The following is a 17,325-nucleotide window of genomic DNA, read 5'->3' as shown; positions in this document are numbered from 1 at the left end:
GACCCTGACCGTCTCAGTCATGGCCCACCCCCAGTTCGCGCAGCAGTTCGGCCAGCTCGTCGCCGTCCCCGACCGCGTCGCCCAGGGCCCTGCCGGCCCGCGCCGCCGAGACGGGCCCGCCGGGGGCGGCCGGGAGCGTCCCGGCGGGGGCCTGATCGGACATCCGGTCGACGGCGGCGGCCAGGTCGGCGAGGCGGGGATGCCGGAAGACCAGGCGCATCGCGGCGCCCACCCCGAAACGGCGGCGGAGCCGGGCCGCGACCTGCCCGGCGAGCAGTGAGTGCCCGCCGAGCTGGAAGAAGTCGTCGTCGGGGGCGACCCGGGCGACGCCGAGCACCTCGCACCAGATCTCGGCGACCGCGGCCTGCGTGGACCCGGCCGGTACGGCGGCGGACCTCTCCGCCGACGTCCGCGCCCGGGGGGAGGGCAGCGCGGACACGTCGATCTTCCCGCTGCCGGTGCGGGGCAGCGCCGCCAGCCGGACGATCGCCCCGGGTACGAGGTGCCCCGGCAGCGCGCGGGCCGCGTGCGCGCGCAGTTCCTCCACCGGCACGCGCCCGGCCCCCGGCCGGAGGGCGACGTAGCCGACGAGTTGCCCGTCCCGCACGGTCACGGCCGCGTCGGCGACCGCGCGGTGGGCGCGCAGGACCGCTTCGGGTTCCGCGGGGTCGATGCGGAAGCCGCGCAGGCTGAGCTGGCGGTCCAGGCGTCCGACGTATTCCAGGCGGCCGCCGGGGAGCCGCCGGGCGAGGTCGCCGGTGCGGTAGAGCCTCCGCCCCGCCGCGAAGGGGTGGGGGACGAACCGCGCCGCCGTACGGCCCGGTTCTGCCAGGTAGCCGCGGGCGAGTCCCGCCCCGCCGATGAAGATCTCGCCGGGGACCCCGTCGGGGACCGGCTCGAACCCGTCGTCCAGGACGTGGATCTCGGTTCCGGCGATCGGCCGTCCGATCGTGACCCGCGCCCGGTCGGGAACGGTGTCGAGGAAGGCCGCGGACGACACCATGCTCGCCTCGGTGACGCCGTAGACGTGCGCGAGCCGTACCCCGGGCGCGGCGGCGCGCCAGGCGGCGAGGCGGGCCGGATCGGCGGGTTCGCCGCCGACCACGACCAGCCGCAACGACGGCGGGACGGGCGCCCCGTCGTCCGTCACGGCTCCCGCCAGCGGGTTCAGCAGCGAGGTCGGCAGGTGGGCGACCGTCACGCCGAGCCGGGCGGCGCCGTCGAGGAACGCGGCGGGCCCGTCCAGCATCTCCTCGGTGCGCGGCACGAGCGTCGCCCCCGCCGCCAGGCACGGGAAGATCTCCTCGGCGCTGAGATCGAAACTCAGCGACCCGGACTGCAGCACCCGATCGTCCGGCGTCAGGGCGTACATGGCCTGATGCGCCGTGACGTACGCCGCGAGCCCGCCGTGCGGCACCCCGACCGCCTTGGGCCGTCCGGTGGAGCCCGAGGTGAACATCACGTACGCGAGGTCCCCGGCCTCGACCGGCACGGCGTGATCCCGGCGCCCGTCCCCCGCCCCCGCCGCTGCGCGGACCCCGCCGGGCAGGACGGTCGCGTCGGCGCCGAGAGCGCGCAGGCGGGGCGCGTGCGCGGGGGTGGTCACGACGGCCGCCGGGCGGGCACGGGCCAGCAGCTCGGTGACGCGGGCGTCGGGGAGCTCGGGGTCGAGCGGCAGGTAGGCGGCGCCCGCCCGGTGGATTCCGCAGATCGCGGCGATCGCCTCCGGTGACCTGTCCGCGAACAGCGCCACGATCGATCCGCGGCCGACGCCCCGGCCGCCCAGTGCTCCGCCCAGCCGCGCGGCCCGGTCGATCAGCTCCCGCCAGGTCAGGTCTCCGACGGCCGCGGCGTCCGGGCGGCGCCGGGCGGCGGCCTCGATCCACGCGGGGACCGAGCCGCCCGGCCCGGCCTCGATCCACGGGGGAACCGAGCCGTCCGGCCCGGCCGCGGTGGCGCTTCCCCCCGCCAGGACGCGTTCGCGCTCGGCGGGGCGCAGGGCGGGCAGGTCGCGCAGCGGGAGATCGGGCGCGGCCACGGCGGCCTCGGTCAGCGCCGCGAGGCAGCGGGTGTAGGACCGTACGGTCGCCTCGTCGAACAGCTCGGTGCTGTATTCGCAGACGAGTCCCCCGCCCGGGCCGATCGTGAGGCTGAGGTCGAACAGCGAGATCCCGCGCTCGGGCGCCGGCACCGGTGTGACCTCGACGCCGGGCAGCCGCAGCCGGTCGGCCACGCCCGGCTCGGCGTCCACCATGACCTGGAAGATCGGATTGTGCCCGGAGGTGCGGTCGGGGTTGACCGCCTGGACGATCCGGTCGAACGGCGCCTCGGCGTGCTCCTGCGCGTCCAGGACGGCCTCCCCGGCCCGGACGAGCAACGTGCGGAAGTCGTCGAGGGGGCGTACCGGCAGCCGGAGGGGGAGCGTGTTGACCAGGCAGCCGACGAGCCGGTCGGTCTCGGGCCGGTCGCGACCGGCGTGCGTGGTGCCGATGACGACGTCCTCGGCCCCGGTGAGCCGGTGCAGGAGCAGCCCGGCGGCGGCGAGGGCGGCCGCGAAGGGGGTGACGCGCTGGGCGCCGGCGAGCCCGGCCAGCCCGGCGGGCAGCGGGTCCGGCGTCAGCAGCGCGCCCCGGCGGGTGCTCACGGCGGGCCGCGCCCTGTCGGCGGGCAGGTCGAGCACCGCGGGCGCGCCCGCCAGCGCCCGCGTCCAGTGGCCGAGGTCGTCGTCGGCCCCGCCGCCCTCGACGAACGCCCGCTGCCAGACGGCGTAGTCCGCGTACTGCAGGGCGGGCTCGGCCACCGGCTCCCCGCGGTAGGCGGCCCCGATCTCCTCCAGCAGCACCCCGAGCGACCAGCCGTCGCACACGGCGTGGTGCACCGTCAGCAGCCACACGTGCCGCTCCGGTCCGAGCCGCAGCAGCTCGCTGCGCATCAGCGGACCGGCGGCGAGGTCGAACCGCGTCCGCGCGTGGGCGGCTGCGCGCGCGGCGACGAGGGCGTCCGCCGGGACACCGCCCGGATCGGCGACCGGGGTCGGCACCGCGAGGGTCTCGGCGATCACCTGGTGAGGCCGGCCGCCGATCGGGCGCAGCGTCGTCCGCAGGGCCTCGTGGCGGTCGACCGCGCCCTGGACGGCCGCCGCGAAGGCCGCCGTGTCCAGGCGGCCGGCCAGCTCCACGGCCAGGTGCATGTTGTGCAGGGCCGCTCCGCCGCCCGCGAGGTGCTCCGACAACCAGAAGCGTTCCTGGGCGTAGGACGCCGGGACCGCCACGACGGACGTCATCCCGCCACCTCCCCCGCCTCGGCGTTCTCCGGGGGGTCGAAGGCGTCCGGCGCGACCCGGTAGGCGCGCCGGTCGGCCCGGGTGACGGCCGGCCGGACGCCCGCGTCGGCGGCGCCGTTCAGCCGCCGCGCCAGGGCGGCGACGCTGGGCGCGGCGAGCAGGTCCCGCACGGACACCTCGCGGCTCAACGTGCCGCGCAGCCTGACGGCGGCGCGGGCGGCGAGCAGGCTGTGCCCGCCGAGCGCGAAGAAGTCGTCGAACGCTCCGACGCGTACGCCGCCGAGCACGTCGCCCAGGACGGCCGCGATCGCGCGTTCGAGGTCGTCGCGCGGCGCGGTGAAGGGGCCGGGCCGCCGCGCGGGCGCGGTCGCGGCGAGCGCCCCGAGGGCGGAACGGTCGATCTTCCCGGTCGCCGTCCGGGGGAAGCGGGGCAGCACGGTGACCGAGCCCGGCACCAGGTGACCGGGCAACCGCTGCCGCAGCCAGTCGGCGAGCGCTCCGGCGTCGGCCTGATCGCCCGGCCTGGCCAGCACGAACGCCGCCAGTCCGGCGACCCGCCCGGTGTCCTCGCGGGCGGTGACCACGACCGCGTCGCGCACCCCGGGGCCGCCTCGCAGGACCGCCTCGACCTCGCCGGGTTCCACGCGGAAGCCGCGCACCTTGACCTGGCGGTCGTCGCGCCCGAGGAACTCGATCGCGCCGTCGGGGCGGAGCCGGCCGCGGTCGCCGGTGGCGTACAGGCGGCCGCCGGGCGCCCCCGACGGGTCGGGCCGGAAGCGTTCCGCGGTCCGCGCGGGGCGGCCGTGGTAGCCGCGGGCGATCGTCGGGCCCGACAGGTGGATCTCACCCGCCGTGCCGACCGGGGCCGGGCGCAGGGCGCCGTCGAGCACGCGGGCGGTCACGCCGGGCAGGCCGGCCCCGATCGGCAGCCAGGCCGAAGCGGCCGCCTCGCCCTCCCACAGGGTGCTGCCGACGGTGGCCTCGGTGACGCCGTAGACGTTGAGCACCCGGGTGTCCGGGCCGGCGACGCGGCGCAGGGCGGCGTGCTCGGCCGGGGTCCACGGCTCGCCGCCGACCGCGATGAGCCGCAGGAACGACAACGAGGCGCCGGTGGCCGCGCAGTGGTCGACGAGCAGCCGGGCGACGGACGGGAGCAGTTCGGCGTACCGGACGTCGTGGTCGCGCAGGGCGCGGTGCAGGGCGGCCGGGTCGAGGACGACGTCGGCGGGGCAGACGACGAGCGTGCCGCCGCCGGCCAGGGCGCGGACGATCTCCCCGGTGCACACGTCGAACGCGAACGAGGCGACCTGCGCGTGCCCGCCCGGTTCCAGCCGGTAGGCGAGCTCCCAGGCCCGGTACTCGGCGGCCAGCCCGGCCCGCGTGATCACCACCCGTTTGGGTCTCCCCGTCGATCCCGACGTCGTGATCAGGTACGCCGCGTTGCCCGGCACGGCCGCGCGGGGCGGAGGGCCGCCGGACGGCGCCCGGTCGCCGGGAACGATCACGGGCACCCCTCCGGCCGCCGCCTGCGCGCGGGGACGCCGCCGGTCGCCGGCCAGGACGGCCCGCGCGCCGGACTCCCGGATCACCTCGGCCAGCCGTCCGACCGGCCAGGAGGGATCGAGCGGCAGGTAGGCGGCGCCCGACTTCAGCACCCCGAGGACGAGGACGGGCATGTCGAGGTCGCGGTCGGCGCACAGCGCGACGACGTCCTCCGGCCCCAGCCCGCGCTCCCGCAGCAGCCGGGCGACCGCCGTGGCCCGCCGGTCCAGCTCGCCGTACGAGAGCCCGCCTCCGCCGACGACCCGGACGGCCTCCCGCCCCGGCGTCGCGGCGGCCCGCCGCTCGATGAGCACCACCACGTCCTCGGGCTCGCCGGGCGCCTCCTCCGCGGGGGGAGGCGCCCCTCCGGGGAGGGGGAGGCCGGCGACCGGCGCGTCGGGGGCGTCGAGGGCGGCCGCCAGCAGGGCCTCGTACTGGGCGGCGAGCCGGGTGATCGTGGCGGCGTCGAAGAGGTCGGAGCGGTACTCCCAGATCATCGTGATCCGGCGGTCGCGGTCGCGCTCGGGAAGCCCGATCTGCCGCTCGGCGCGCGGCACGGCGAGAACGGACAGGTCGAGTTTGGCCGTGCCGTTGTGCCGTTCCAGGTAGGTCGCCCGGACGTCGCCGAAGTCGATCGGGCCGAGCGGCGCGTCGTCCATGTTGAACATGGCGCCGAACAGCGGGTTCCGGCCCGGGACGCGGACCGGCGACAGGGCCTCGACGACGCGGGTGAAGGCCAGTTCCTGGTTGTCCTGCGCGTCCCGGACGACCGCCGCCGCCTGAGCGAGGAGCGTCCGGAACGTCACCGTCCCGGACAGGTCGAACCGGAGGGTGACGGGGTTGACGAACATGCCGGCCACCGACTCGGTGCCGGGCACCCGCCGGTTGGCGAACGCCGACCCGACGCACAGGTCCCGCTGCCCGCCCACCCGGTGCAGCAGCGCGACGTAGGCGGCCAGCAGCGTGCCGAACAGCGTGCCCCCGGCGGCCCTGCTCCCCTCGCGGGCCCGTTCGCACAGCCGGACGGGCAGTTCCACCCGGTGGACGCCGCCGGTGAACGCGGGCGCGGGCGGGCGGGGCCGGTCCTGCGGCAGGTCGACGCCCTCGTCGGCCCCGCGCAGCCTCTCCGCCCAGTACGCCCGCTGCCCCTCCAGCGCCTCGCGCCGCTGCCATCTGGCGAAGTCGCGGTAGCGCACGGGGGCGGCGGGATCGGGTTCCGCACCCCGGTAGAGCGCCGCCAGGTCCTCGGTCAGCAGCGCGAACGACCAGCCGTCGTGGACGAGGTGGTGCTCGACGAGCACGAGTTCGTGCGCGGCCGGGGCGATCCGCAGCAGCGTCCACCGCACGAGCGGCAGCTCCGACACGTCGAACGGCCTGCGCGCCTCGGCCAGCACGAGCGCGTCCACCTCGGCCTCGGCCGCCTCGACGACCGGGATGCGCACGGCGTAGGGCGGGTGCACCCGCTGCACGGGCGTCCCGTCGGCGGAGGTCTCGATCGTCGTGCGCAGGATCTCGTGCCGCTCGACCAGCCGCGTGACGGCGGCCTCCAGCCGCCCGTGGTCGAGCGGCCCGTCGAGGCGGAACGTGGTCGGCGCGTTGTAGGCGATGTTCCCCGGTTGGAGCTGTTCCAGGAACCAGATCTGCTCCTGCATCAGCGACAGCGGCGCGCACGCGTCGTCGACGGCCGGGATCGGCGGGGGCCGCTCGGCCCGCCCGCCGTCGAGCAGCGCCGCCAGGCCCGCGACGGTGGGGCCGGCGTAGAAGTCGCGCAGGGCGGGCTCGTGGCCGAGTTCCGCCCGGACGGCGGCGATGACGCGGATCGCGCCGAGGGACGTGCCGCCCAGGCGGAAGAAGTCGTCGTGGACGCCGACCGGCCCGGCGCCGAGGACGCGCCGCCAGATGCCGGCGAGCCGCCGTTCGGTCTCCGTGGCCGGGATCTCCTCCGCGCGCGGGTCCGGCGCCGTCATCGGCGCGTACGGCAGCGCGGACCTGTCGACCTTCCCGGCCGCCGTGACGGGCAGGCGGTCGTGAGCGTGCCACACGGCGGGCACCATCCACGGGGGCAGCCGCTCGGCCGCCCATTCACGCAGCTCGCCGGCCGTGGGCGCGGCCGCGGGGCCGGCGAACACCAGGTGCGCGGCCAGCCGGCCGCCGTGACCGTCGCCGTCGCCGGCCGTGTCACCGGCGGCGTCACTGGTGACGTCGCGGGCTACGTCGCGAGTGACCTCACTGGTTACGTCACGGGCGATGTCGTGGGTTGCGGCGTGGGTGAGGTCGTGGGTGACCTCGCGGGTGACGCAGCACAGCGCCACCGCGGGGTGCCCGCCCAGCACCGCCTCCACCTCGCCGGGTTCCACCCGGTATCCGCTGACCTTGACCTGGTCGTCCGCCCTGCCGACGAACTCCAGACCGTGCGCGGAGCGCCTGACCAGATCGCCGGTCCGGTACCTGCGGGATCCCGGCGGTCCCGCGGGGTCCGGCACGAAACGCTCCGCCGTCGGCCCCGGCCTTCCCAGGTAGCCCCGGGCCAGCGCCGCTCCGCCGATGTACAGCTCTCCGGTCGCGGCCCCGCGCACCGGCCGCAGTTCCCCGTCGAGCACGGCGAGCCGCCGCCGTCCGACGGCCCGTCCGATCGGCACCGGCCCCGTTCCCGCGGAGACCACCCGGTGCGCGCTGGCGGTGATCACCGCCTCGGTCGGCCCGTACGCGTTGACCAGGCCGGTCCCGCCCGAGGCGAGCCAGCGCCGGGCGGCGTCGGCCGGCAGCCGTTCCCCGCCGACGGTCAGCACCCGCGGCGCCCTCGCGACCGGCGGTCCGGCGGCGAGCTCGGCGAACAGCGCCGCGGGCAGGTCGGCGACCGTCACCCCGCCGGCGTCGAACGCCTCACGCAGCTCCGCCGTACCCCACGGCCCGGTGCCCCGCATGAGCACGGTCGCCCCCGCCGACAGCCCGCAGAAGAGCTGCTCGACGAAGACGTCCACCGACTCGCCGGAGACCTGCAGGACGACGTCCCGGCGCCGCAGCCCCAGCGCGGCGTTCATCGCCCGGATGTGCCCGGCGACGGCCCCGTGCGGGACGACGACGCCCTTCGGTTCCCCGGTGGAGCCGGAGGTGTAGACGACGTAGGCGGCTCCCAGCGGATCCACGGGCACGTCGGCGGGGATCCCGGCGGCGGCCGGGTCCAGGACGGTCAGCTCCCGGCATCCGGCGAGGGCCCCCGCGGGCGCGACCGCCACCCGGGCCCCGGCGTCCGCGACCAGCGTCCGCACCCGCCCGGCCGGCAGGTCCGAGGGGATCGCCAGGAACGCGCCGCCCGCCCGGAGCACCCCGAGCAGCGCCACCGCGAGCGCCGGTCCGCGCGGCACGCGGACCGCCACGATGTCGTCCGGAGCCGTCCCCGCGGCGCGCAGCGCCCCCGCGAGCAGTCCGGAGCGGCGGTCCAGCTCGCCGTAGGCGAGCTGCTCGGAGCCGCAGCGCAGCGCCGTCGCGCCCGGCCGGCGCCGGGCCGCCGCCAGGACCGGGGCGTGCAGCGCGGCCGCCGGCGGCCGGGCGCCGGTCATCGGCCCACCAGGGCTTCGACGGTGCGCGTGAACAGCGCCCGGTCGTTGTGCGCCGACGCCATGGGGGTGATGACGACCTGGGTGGCGCCCGCCCGCCGATATCGGTCCGCCATGGCCCGGACGGCGGCCTCGTCGCCGAGGACGGCGATCTCGTCGAGCATCCCGTCGCTGACGGCGCCGCGCGTGAGCTCGTCGCCGAACCCGCTCAGCTCGTACATGCGCCGGTAGGTGGGCACCCGCGCGTACGCGGCCAGGTAGCGGCGGAGCAGCTCCCGGTCGCCGGCCAGGTCCTCGCTGACGGCGCCGGGCACCATGGCGACGACCGGGAACCCGTCGGGTGAGCGCCCCGACCGCCGCAGCCCGCGGTCGAGGGCGGGCATGACGACCTCGCGGATGTAGGCCGCCGTGCACATCCACAGCATGAGCCCGTCGGCGGCCTCCCCCGCCAGCTCGGCCAGCCGGGGGCCGAACGCGCCGAGGTGGACCGGCAGCCCGGCCCGCCTCGGCGCCGCGTAGACGGCGTGCGCGCGGTACCAGTCACCCGTCTGGTGCACCTCGCCGTCCCGGATGAGCGAGGTGACGACCGACAGGTACTCGCGCATCGACCCGACCGGCGGGCCCGTCGGCACGCCCAGCATCCACTCGCCGGTCACGCGGTGCCCGCTGCCGACGCCGAGCGCGAACCGGCCGCCGGACAGCTCGTCCACCGTCAGTGCGGTCTGCGCCATGGTGACCGGCGGGCGCGTGTAGAACGGCAGCACGCCGGCGCCGAGGGTGACACGCTCGGTGACGCAGGCCAGCGCGGCCAGCACGGCGGCGCTGTCGCGCAGGCTCGGCAGCTGCACCAGCCACACCGCGTCGACCCCGAGCTTCTCGGCGAGCCTGGCCCGCTCGAGCATCTCGGCCACGGGCAGGTCCTGCCCGTGGATCACCACTCCGGTCTCCGGCGGGACGGGCACGCTCAGCCGCCCATCCGCTCGCGCAGGCTCTTGGGCCGCATGTCGGTCCAGACCTCTTCGATGTAGGCCAGGCACTCGGCTTTCGGGCCGGTGCGGCCGACCTCCGACCAGCCGTCGGGGACGGTCCGCTGGACGGGCCAGATGGAGTACTGCTCCTCGTGGTTGATCACGACCGTGTACTCGCGGTCGTCGTCGTCCTCGAACACGCGCTGCTCCTTGTCTGAGGTGCCTGAGGGGATGCGGGGGAGGTCACTCCAGCGTCGCGAGGAGTTCGGCGGCCTCCTCGTCGGTCATGCCGGCGACCCGCTCGACGAGCGTGGCCTCGATGTCGGCGGCGAGGTTGCGCACGGTGCGGCACTCGAAGAGGACCGCGACGGCCAGCTCGGTCCTGAAGTGCTCCCGGATCCGGGCGACGAGCTGCACGGCGATCAGCGAGTTGCCGCCGAGATCGAAGAAGTCGTCGTCCACGCCGACCTTGTCGACGCCGAGGGAGTCCTGCCAGAACCCGCACAGGGCGCGCTGCGCCGCACTCGCCGGTTCCACGTACGGCGTGGCGAGGTTGCGCGCGGTGACCGCGGCGGCCCGCTGCGGAGCCTGGGCGATCTGCTCGCGCAGCGCCTCCCGGGTGACCCCGGCGGCCCGGCGCAGCCGCTCGCCCAGCCCGTCGGGGCACATGATGAGCTGCGGGCGCACGCCGCTGGCGAGGATCTGCCAGAGGGCGGCCGAGCCGTCCTCCGGCTGGATGCCGAACTCGAGGTCGGCCTCGCGCAGCAGCCGCAGCTCCAGGTCGGCCGCCGCCGAGGGGGCCTCCCCGACGACCGCCCCGGCCCCGGGGAGGGCCGCCGTGGCCTCGGCCTGACCGCCGGAGTCGTAGGCGAGGAGGGTGAAACCCTCGATCGCGACCAGCTCCCGGCCTTCGGCGTCCATGATCGTGATGTCGCTGCGGGTCATGTCGCCGGTGGTGTCGTCGCGGTGCCTGATGTGGCTGAACACCCGCTCGGGGAAGCGGCCCCGGACGACGATCCGGTCGTAGCCGAACGGCAGGAACCGCGCGTCGGCCGCGATGCTCTGGCCGAGGGCGTTGGCGCTGTCCAGCATCGACGGGTGCAGCCCGTACGAGGGCAGCTCCGCCAGGAAGGCGGCGGGCTGCTCGACGAGCACCAGCTCGGCGTCCTCGCCCTTCCACCGGCCGCGGATGTTGTCCCAGTGGGCTCCGACGGTGAGCCCGCCGATGACCGGGTCGTAGCCGGGGGTGTCCTCGACGTCGCACAGGGCGCGCAGGGTCCCGAGGTCGTGGGTGGGCCCCGGCTCCTGCGGCACCCGCCTGACCCTGGCCCTGGTGTACTCGGTCCGCGCTCCCCCGGCGGCGTCACCGGCCGTGACGTCGTCGGCGTCGCCGACCGTCACGTGGTAGCCGCCCTCGCCGTCGGGCCGGTAGACGACCCGGATGTTGCGGCTGTGCTCGAAGGTCAGCGGGCGCATGAACACGACGTCGCGGATCTCCATGTCGGGGCTCCCGGCGCCGAGCTCGAAACCCGCCCTGATGATCTCCACCAGGCCGGTGCCGGGCACGGTGGGCAGCCCTTCGAGGCGGTGCTCGTCGACCTCCCAGTCCTCCTCCGACAGCCGCTTCACGAACACGATCTCATCGGAGTAGAGCTGGTGCAGGCGGCTGTCGAGCAGCGGGTGGTCCACGGGCTCGTACCGGTCGCCGCGCTCGAAGTCGGTGAGCACGGCGGGCGCGTACGTGTCGTGGGCCATGCCGATGTTGAACCAGATCGGCCAGTTGATCGACAGCACCCGGGTGCGGCTCGCGGCCTTGGCCTGGGCGTAGGCGTCCATGACGGCGTTGGCGGCGCAGTAGTCGCCCAGGCCGAAGTCGCCGGAGAGGACCGCGATCGACGAGTAGAGCACGAGCAGGTCGAGGGAGTCGCCGAAGACCTCCTCGATCGCGTACAGGCCGCCGACCTTGGGGGCGAAGACCTGGGCGGCGTCGTGCGGCGAGCGGGTCTCCAGCATGCCGCCGCCGGACACGCCGGCGGCGTGGAAGACGCCGTCGACCGGGCCGAACGCCTCCTCCGCGCGCCGCCTGACCTCGCGCATCGCGGCGACGTCGGCGACGTCGGCGGCGACGGTCAGCACGTCGTCACCGAGGTCGCGCACCTTGCGGATGCGGCGGGCGACCGCGTCGTCGTCGCCGTGCGCGGCCAGGTAGGCGTCCCAGTCCGCGCGCTCGGGCAGCCCGGTGCGGCCGACGAGGACGACCTTGGCCCGGACGCGTTCGACGAGGTCGCGGGCGAGCACGAGGCCGAGTCCGCCGAGCCCGCCGGTGATCACGTAGACGCCGCCGTCGCGCAGCCCCGCCGAGGACGGGGGCCCGTCGAGGTCGATCCTGTCGTAGCCCCAGATCCAGCGCTTGCGGCCGCGGTAGGCGACCTGGTCCTCCTGGCCGCCGGCGATCTCGGCGGTCAGCCGGAGCGCGTCGGCCGCCGCGTCACCCGTCCCGGAGAAGTCGACGCCGCGGCAGGTGACGCCGGTCAGTTCCTTGGGGACGAGTTTGATCAGGCCGAGCAGGGCGGCCTTGGCGGGCTCGACGGCGTCCTGGCCGGACACGTCGTTCATGTCGGTGGAGACCAGGACGAGATCGGCCTCGGGCGGGCCGCCGCGTCTGCGGGTGAGTGCCTGCAGCACGTTGAGCACGCTGTAGAAGCCCAGGTCGAGCCAGCCCTGAGGGCCGTCGGCGGAGTCCGCGGCCGACCAGCCGTGCACGATCGTCAGCCGGTCGGAGCCGGTGACGGCCTCCAGGAGGGCCGAGTGGTCGGCCAGTTCCCTGGGGTCGACGGTGACGTCGCCGTCGACGCCGGGCGGCACCGCCGAGATCACCGGGAGCCCGGCGGCACGGCGCCGCCCGACCAGTTCCTCGGCGACGCCGCTGCCCGGTGAGAACACGATCCAGAGGCGCTCGTCGGCCGGCGCGGCGGCGGGGAGGGCGGTCTCCCGCCACACCGGCACGTAGTAGGGCCCGGTGTCCTCCGGCCCGGCGGGCTGGAGCTCCGAGCCGGGGTCGGGCTCGGCCCAGCAGCGCTGCCGCTCGTACGGGTAGGTGGGCAGCGGGATCCGCGAGCGCGGCTCGCCCGACCAGAACCTGTCCCAGTCGATCGTGCCGGACGCCTGCCACACCTGGCCGACGGCGGTCAGCAGGGCCGCCACGTCCGACTGGCGCTGCTGGGGGTGCCGCATGGCGGGCACCGCCAGTCCGGACAGCTCGGCGTCCAGGCGGCGCCTGGCCAGCGTCGTCAGCGTCGTCCCGGGGCCGACCTCGACCAGCACGCGGCGGCGGCCCTCGGTGAGCAGCCCGACCGCGTCGCCGAACCGTACGCAGCGGCGCAGGTGCTCGCTCCAGTAGCGCGGGTCGGTCGCCTGCTCGGCGGTGACCCACGTCCCGGTGACGTTCGACACGTACGGCAGCTCGGGGGCCCGCGGCGCGAACCCGGCGACCCGGGCCGCGAACTCTTCCAGGATCGGGTCCATCATCGCCGAGTGGAAGGCGTGCGAGGTGTGCAGCGGGCGGCCCTCGACGCCCTGCAGCGACAGCACCTCGCGCAGCTCGGCCACGGCCCCGGCGGGCCCGGACACCACGCACAGGTCGGGCGCGTTGACGGCCGCGAGGTCCACGCCGGGCGCCAGCATCGGCGCGAGCAGGTCCTCGGCGAGCGGCACCGCCAGCATGTCGCCGCGCGGCAGCCCCTGCATGAGCGCGCCGCGCGCGACCACCAGGGCCATCGCCTCCTCGCGGGTGAACACCCCGGCCAGGCACGCGGCGACGTATTCGCCGATGCTGTGCCCCGCCATGGCCGCGGGCTCGACGCCCCACGACCGCAGCAGGCAGGCCAGCGCGTACTCGACGGCGAACACCGCGGGCTGGGTGACGGCCGTCTCGTTCAGGCCCTCTCCGCCGAACAGCTTCTCGCGCAGGTCCCAGTCGCGGACGAGGGCCGCGCAGGCGTCGATCTCGGCGCGGAACACCGGCTCGGCGTCGTAGAGGTCCCTGCCCATCCCCGCGTACTGGGCGCCCTGACCGGGGAACATGAACACGACCTCGCGCTCGCCCCCGCGCGGCGGCGTCAGCGCCGGGTGCCCGGCGGGCGGGCCGGCGGCGAGCCGCTCGGCGGCGGCGGCCGGGTCGTCGGCGACGACGAAGCCGCGCGCGGCCCGCGCGGTGCGGCCGACGCTGAGCGTGTGAGCGGCGTCGGCGAGGTCGCCGGGCCGCTCCTCCAGGTGCCGGCCGACGAGCGCGCCCAGCGCCGTCAGCGCCGTCGGCGTCCGCGCCGACAGCGGGATCAGCCGGTACGGCCCCGCCGCCGAGGCCGTGGGCCGGGCCGGAGCCTCCTCGACGATCATGTGCGCGTTCGTCCCGCCGACGCCGAACGAGCTGACCCCGGCGAGCAGCGGGTGCCCGTTCGGCTTCCACGACGCCAGCCCGGTGTTGACGTAGAACGGCGAGGAGTCGAAGTCGATCGCCGGGTTCGGCTCCTCGAAGTTGAGGCTCGCCGGCAGCGCGCGTCGTGACAGGCACAGCACCGTCTTGATCAGCCCGGTGACGCCGGCGGCGGCGCCGAGGTGGCCGACGTTCGACTTGACCGACGCGATCGGCACCTCGCCGACCCGGCGGGTGTGCTTCCTGAACGCCTCGGTGAGCGCGTTGACCTCGATCGGGTCGCCGACGAGGGTCCCCGTCCCGTGCGCCTCGACGTACCCGATGTCGGCCGCGCTCACCCCGGCCCGCGCGAGCGCGTCAGTGATCACCCGGACCTGGCCCTGCACGCTCGGCGCGGCGAACGCGCCCTTGGCGGAGCCGTCGTTGTTGATGGCGGAGCCGCGGATGACCGCGTGGATCGTGTCCCGGTCGGCGAGCGCGTCGTCCAGGCGTTTGAGCACGACGATGCCGACGCCGCTGCCGAAGATCGTCCCCTTGGCCCTGGCGTCGAACACGCGGGCGTGCCCGTCGGGCGAGAAGATCCCGCCCTCCTCGTAGAAGTACCCCGAGATGCGCGGCAGCGGTTCGTCCACGCCGCCCGCCAGCGCGATCTCGCACTCGCCCGCCTGCAGCGCCCGGCAGGCCGTGTGCACCGCGACCAGCGACGTGGAGCACGCCGTCAGCGTCGTCAGCGCGGGCCCGCGGAGCCCCAGCCGGTAGGCGGTCTGGGTGGCCACGTAGTCGCTGGTGTTGGACAGGTCGATGGCGAAGTGCCCCATCAGCCGGATCGCGTCCGCGTTGCGGATCACGTTCAGTTCCCGGTAGCGGTTGATGCCGACGCCGCCGAAGACGCCGATCCGGGCGTCGTAGCGGGCGGGGTCGTAGCCGGCGTGCTGCAGCGCGCTGTCGGACGCCTCCAGGAACGCCCGGTGCTGCGGATCGAGGATCTCGGCCTCGCGGGTCGACATGCCGAAGTACGCGGGCTCGAAGTCCTCGGTCCCGGGGGCGATGGGGGCCGCCCTGACGTAGGTGGGGAACGCCAGGAGCTCGTCGGGCGTGCCCGCCGCGCGCAGTTCGTCGTCGGTGAAGAAGGTGATCGACTCGACCCCGGCCACCAGGTTCTGCCAGAACTCCTCGATGTCGTGCGCGCCGGGGAACCTCCCCGCCATGCCGACGATCGCCACATGATGTCTGGTCGTGCTCTCCACGTGCGCTCCTGATGTCGATCATCCGGGCACCGGCAGACTCAAGGCTGAGAGAGAGCGCCGACCCCGGCAAGGTCGCGGGAGCCGGTTGGCGACAAGTCGCCAGCGGCGTTGACGGTCCGGCGTCGCGCTTGGTGCGCTGGTCGGCGGTGCCGTCGCAGGGGCTCCGCCAGGCGTCCCCGCAGTGTCCTCGCCGGAAGGAGCGCCGCCACGTGGTGACCCCGCCCCCGCCCCCGCCCGTCGCCGAGGGTCGCCGCCTGGGCACCGGATTCTGGATGTTGTGGGCCGCGTTCCTGGTGGCCAACCTGGGCACCGGGATCGGTTCGGTCGCCTTCCCCTGGCTGGCGACCTCGCTGACCAGGGAGCCGCTGCTGATCGCGCTGATCGGGGTGGCGGCCGACCTGCCGTGGCTGCTGCTCAGCCTGCCGGTCGGCGCGATCGTCGACCGGGCCGATCACCGCCGCGTGCTCACCGTGACGCACTGGGGCCGCGCCGTCCTGGTCGGCGCCGTCGCCGCCGCCCTCTACACCGGCCGCATGTCGCTGGCCGTCCTGTACGTCGTCGCGTTCGTGCTCGGCACCCTGACCGTCGCCAACGAGAACGCCGCGCAGACGATCCTCCCCCGGCTGGTCGGGCGGAACCTGCTGCAGCGCGCCAACGCCCGGCTGACCATCGCCGACACCACCGCGGGCGTGTTCGTCGGCCCGTGGGTCGGCGGCCTGCTCGTGGGGGTGGCGCTGGCGGTGCCGTTCACGGTGGACGCCGCACTGTTCATGATCTCCGGGCTGCTCGTGCTGGCGCTGCCCGCCAAGCGGCCGGAGCGCCCGGAGGGCCCCCGGTCGATGCGCCGCGAGCTGGCCGAGGGGCTGCGGTTCTTCTGGAACCACCGGCCGTTGCGCGCCCTCGGGCTGCTGCTGTCCGCGCTGAACCTGGCCGGCGCCGTCGCCATCGCCACCCAGGTGCTGTTCGCGCAGGAGGTGCTCGGGCTGTCCGCCGTGCAGTACGGGCTGCTGTTCATGGTCGGGGCGGTCGGCGGCGTGATCGGCGCGCAGGGGACGCCGTGGCTGGAGGCCCGGCTGGGGCCGCGCCGGGTGCTGCTGCTGTCGCTGCTCGGCAGCGCGCTCGCGCTGGCGGTCGTCGGACTGGCCTCCAGCGGCATCGTGGTCGCGCTCGCCCTGGCCGTCAGCGCCGGGCTCGGGCTGGCGTGGAACATCATCACGATCAGCTACCGGCAGCGGATCGTGCCCGAGCGGCTGCTCGGCCGCGTCAACAGCATCTACCGGCTCATCTCGTGGGGGCCGCTGCCGCTCGGCTCGGCGGCGGGCGGGCTGCTGGTGACGGCGGGCGAGGCCGCCGGCGGGCGCGAGTTCGGGCTGCGCACCCCCATCCTGCTCGCCGCCGTCGCCATCACGGCACTCTTCGTGATCGCCTTCACCCGTCTGGACACGGGGCTGTGGAGCAGGACTGGGAGCGTGGACGATGCCGACGACGACGAGTAACGGGATCGAGCTGGCCTACCAGGAGCACGGGGACCCCGGCGGGCCGCCCGTCCTGCTGGTGTCGCCGGCCGCGTCCGCGTCGGGCCTGTGGACCCTGCACCAGGTCCCCGCGCTGGTCGGGGCCGGGTACCGGGTGATCACATTCGACAACCGGGGCACCGCGCCGTCGTCGTGCCCGCCGGGGCCGTACCGGCTGGCGGACCTGGTCGAGGACACGGCCGGGCTGATCCGCGGGCTGGGATGCGGTCCGGTCGCGGTCGCGGGAGCCTCACTCGGCGCCATGGTCGCCCAGGAGCTGGCGCTCGCCCATCCCGGGCTGGTCACCGGTGTCGCGCTGCTCGGCACCCGGGCGCGCGCCGACTTCTTCCGCGTGAAGATGACGGCCGCCAGCGTGCATCGGGTGCGGGTGGGCGACGCGCTCGACCCCGAGCACGCCGCCGTCTCCCTGATGTGCCAGCTCTTCTCACCGCGCACGCTCGCCGACGACCAGGTGGCCGCCGACTGGCTCGACGTGCTGACCGCCTTCCCCATCCGGGGCGAGGGGGCCGCCCTGCAGTACGAGGCGACGCTGGCCGGCGACCGCCGGGACGCGCTCGCCGGGGTGCGGCGGCCCGCCCTGGTGGTGGCCTTCAGCGACGACCTGCTGATGCCGCCCTTCATGGGGAGGGAGACCGCCGGGGTCATCCCCGGCGCCACCTATGTGGAGATACCGGCCTGCGGCCACTACGGCTTCCTGGAGCGGCCGTCGGTCGTGAACCGCGTCCTGGTGGACTTCCTCGGGCGGCTCTGAGCGGGCGCGC

7 protein-coding genes are annotated in these 17,325 nt (G+C 75.8%); 2 read left to right on the top strand and 5 right to left on the bottom strand.

Annotated features, from left to right (window positions below; genetic code table 11):
* Window positions 1-13: 13 nt before the first annotated feature.
* The 5 genes from Plo01_RS32890 to Plo01_RS32870 are packed head-to-tail and all read right to left on the bottom strand — an operon-like array spanning window position 14 to window position 15,029.
* On the bottom strand, window positions 14-3,283 hold the full coding sequence (locus Plo01_RS32890) for a non-ribosomal peptide synthetase (protein WP_203894640.1): 3,270 nt from the start codon (window positions 3,281-3,283) through the stop codon (window positions 14-16).
* Window positions 3,280-8,385 carry a non-ribosomal peptide synthetase gene (locus tag Plo01_RS32885; RefSeq protein ID WP_203894639.1) on the bottom strand — a complete coding sequence of 1,702 codons (5,106 nt, stop codon included), beginning with the start codon at window positions 8,383-8,385 and terminating at the stop codon, window positions 3,280-3,282. Before Plo01_RS32885 ends, Plo01_RS32890 begins: the two co-directional genes overlap by 4 nt.
* Window positions 8,382-9,344 (bottom strand): LLM class flavin-dependent oxidoreductase, encoded by a 963-nt coding sequence (locus Plo01_RS32880; protein ID WP_203894638.1) that lies wholly within the window; start codon window positions 9,342-9,344, stop codon window positions 8,382-8,384. Before Plo01_RS32880 ends, Plo01_RS32885 begins: the two co-directional genes overlap by 4 nt.
* Window positions 9,345-9,346: 2 nt before the next feature.
* The gene (locus Plo01_RS32875; RefSeq protein WP_203894637.1) at window positions 9,347-9,550 is read right to left on the bottom strand and encodes an MbtH family protein; all 204 of its coding nucleotides are present in this window, start codon (window positions 9,548-9,550) and stop codon (window positions 9,347-9,349) included.
* A gap of 43 nt (window positions 9,551-9,593) precedes the next feature.
* Window positions 9,594-15,029 (bottom strand): type I polyketide synthase, encoded by a 5,436-nt coding sequence (locus Plo01_RS32870; RefSeq protein WP_203894636.1) that lies wholly within the window; start codon window positions 15,027-15,029, stop codon window positions 9,594-9,596.
* 209 nt (window positions 15,030-15,238) lie between these two features.
* Between Plo01_RS32870 and Plo01_RS32865 the strand changes: the two genes are divergently transcribed.
* Complete coding sequence (locus Plo01_RS32865; RefSeq protein ID WP_203894635.1) at window positions 15,239-16,525, top strand: MFS transporter; 1,287 nt, start codon at window positions 15,239-15,241, stop codon at window positions 16,523-16,525.
* Window positions 16,506-17,315, top strand: coding sequence for an alpha/beta fold hydrolase (locus Plo01_RS32860; protein ID WP_203894634.1), 810 nt, complete (start codon window positions 16,506-16,508; stop codon window positions 17,313-17,315). The genes Plo01_RS32865 and Plo01_RS32860 overlap by 20 nt, the downstream gene beginning before the upstream one ends.
* Window positions 17,316-17,325: the final 10 nt, after the last annotated feature.

It is taken from the genome of Planobispora longispora (assembly GCF_016863135.1).
GTDB lineage: Bacteria > Actinomycetota > Actinomycetes > Streptosporangiales > Streptosporangiaceae > Planobispora > Planobispora longispora.
Note: the sequence above shows the minus strand (reverse complement) of the source record. Positions and strands in the feature narration are given on the sequence as shown.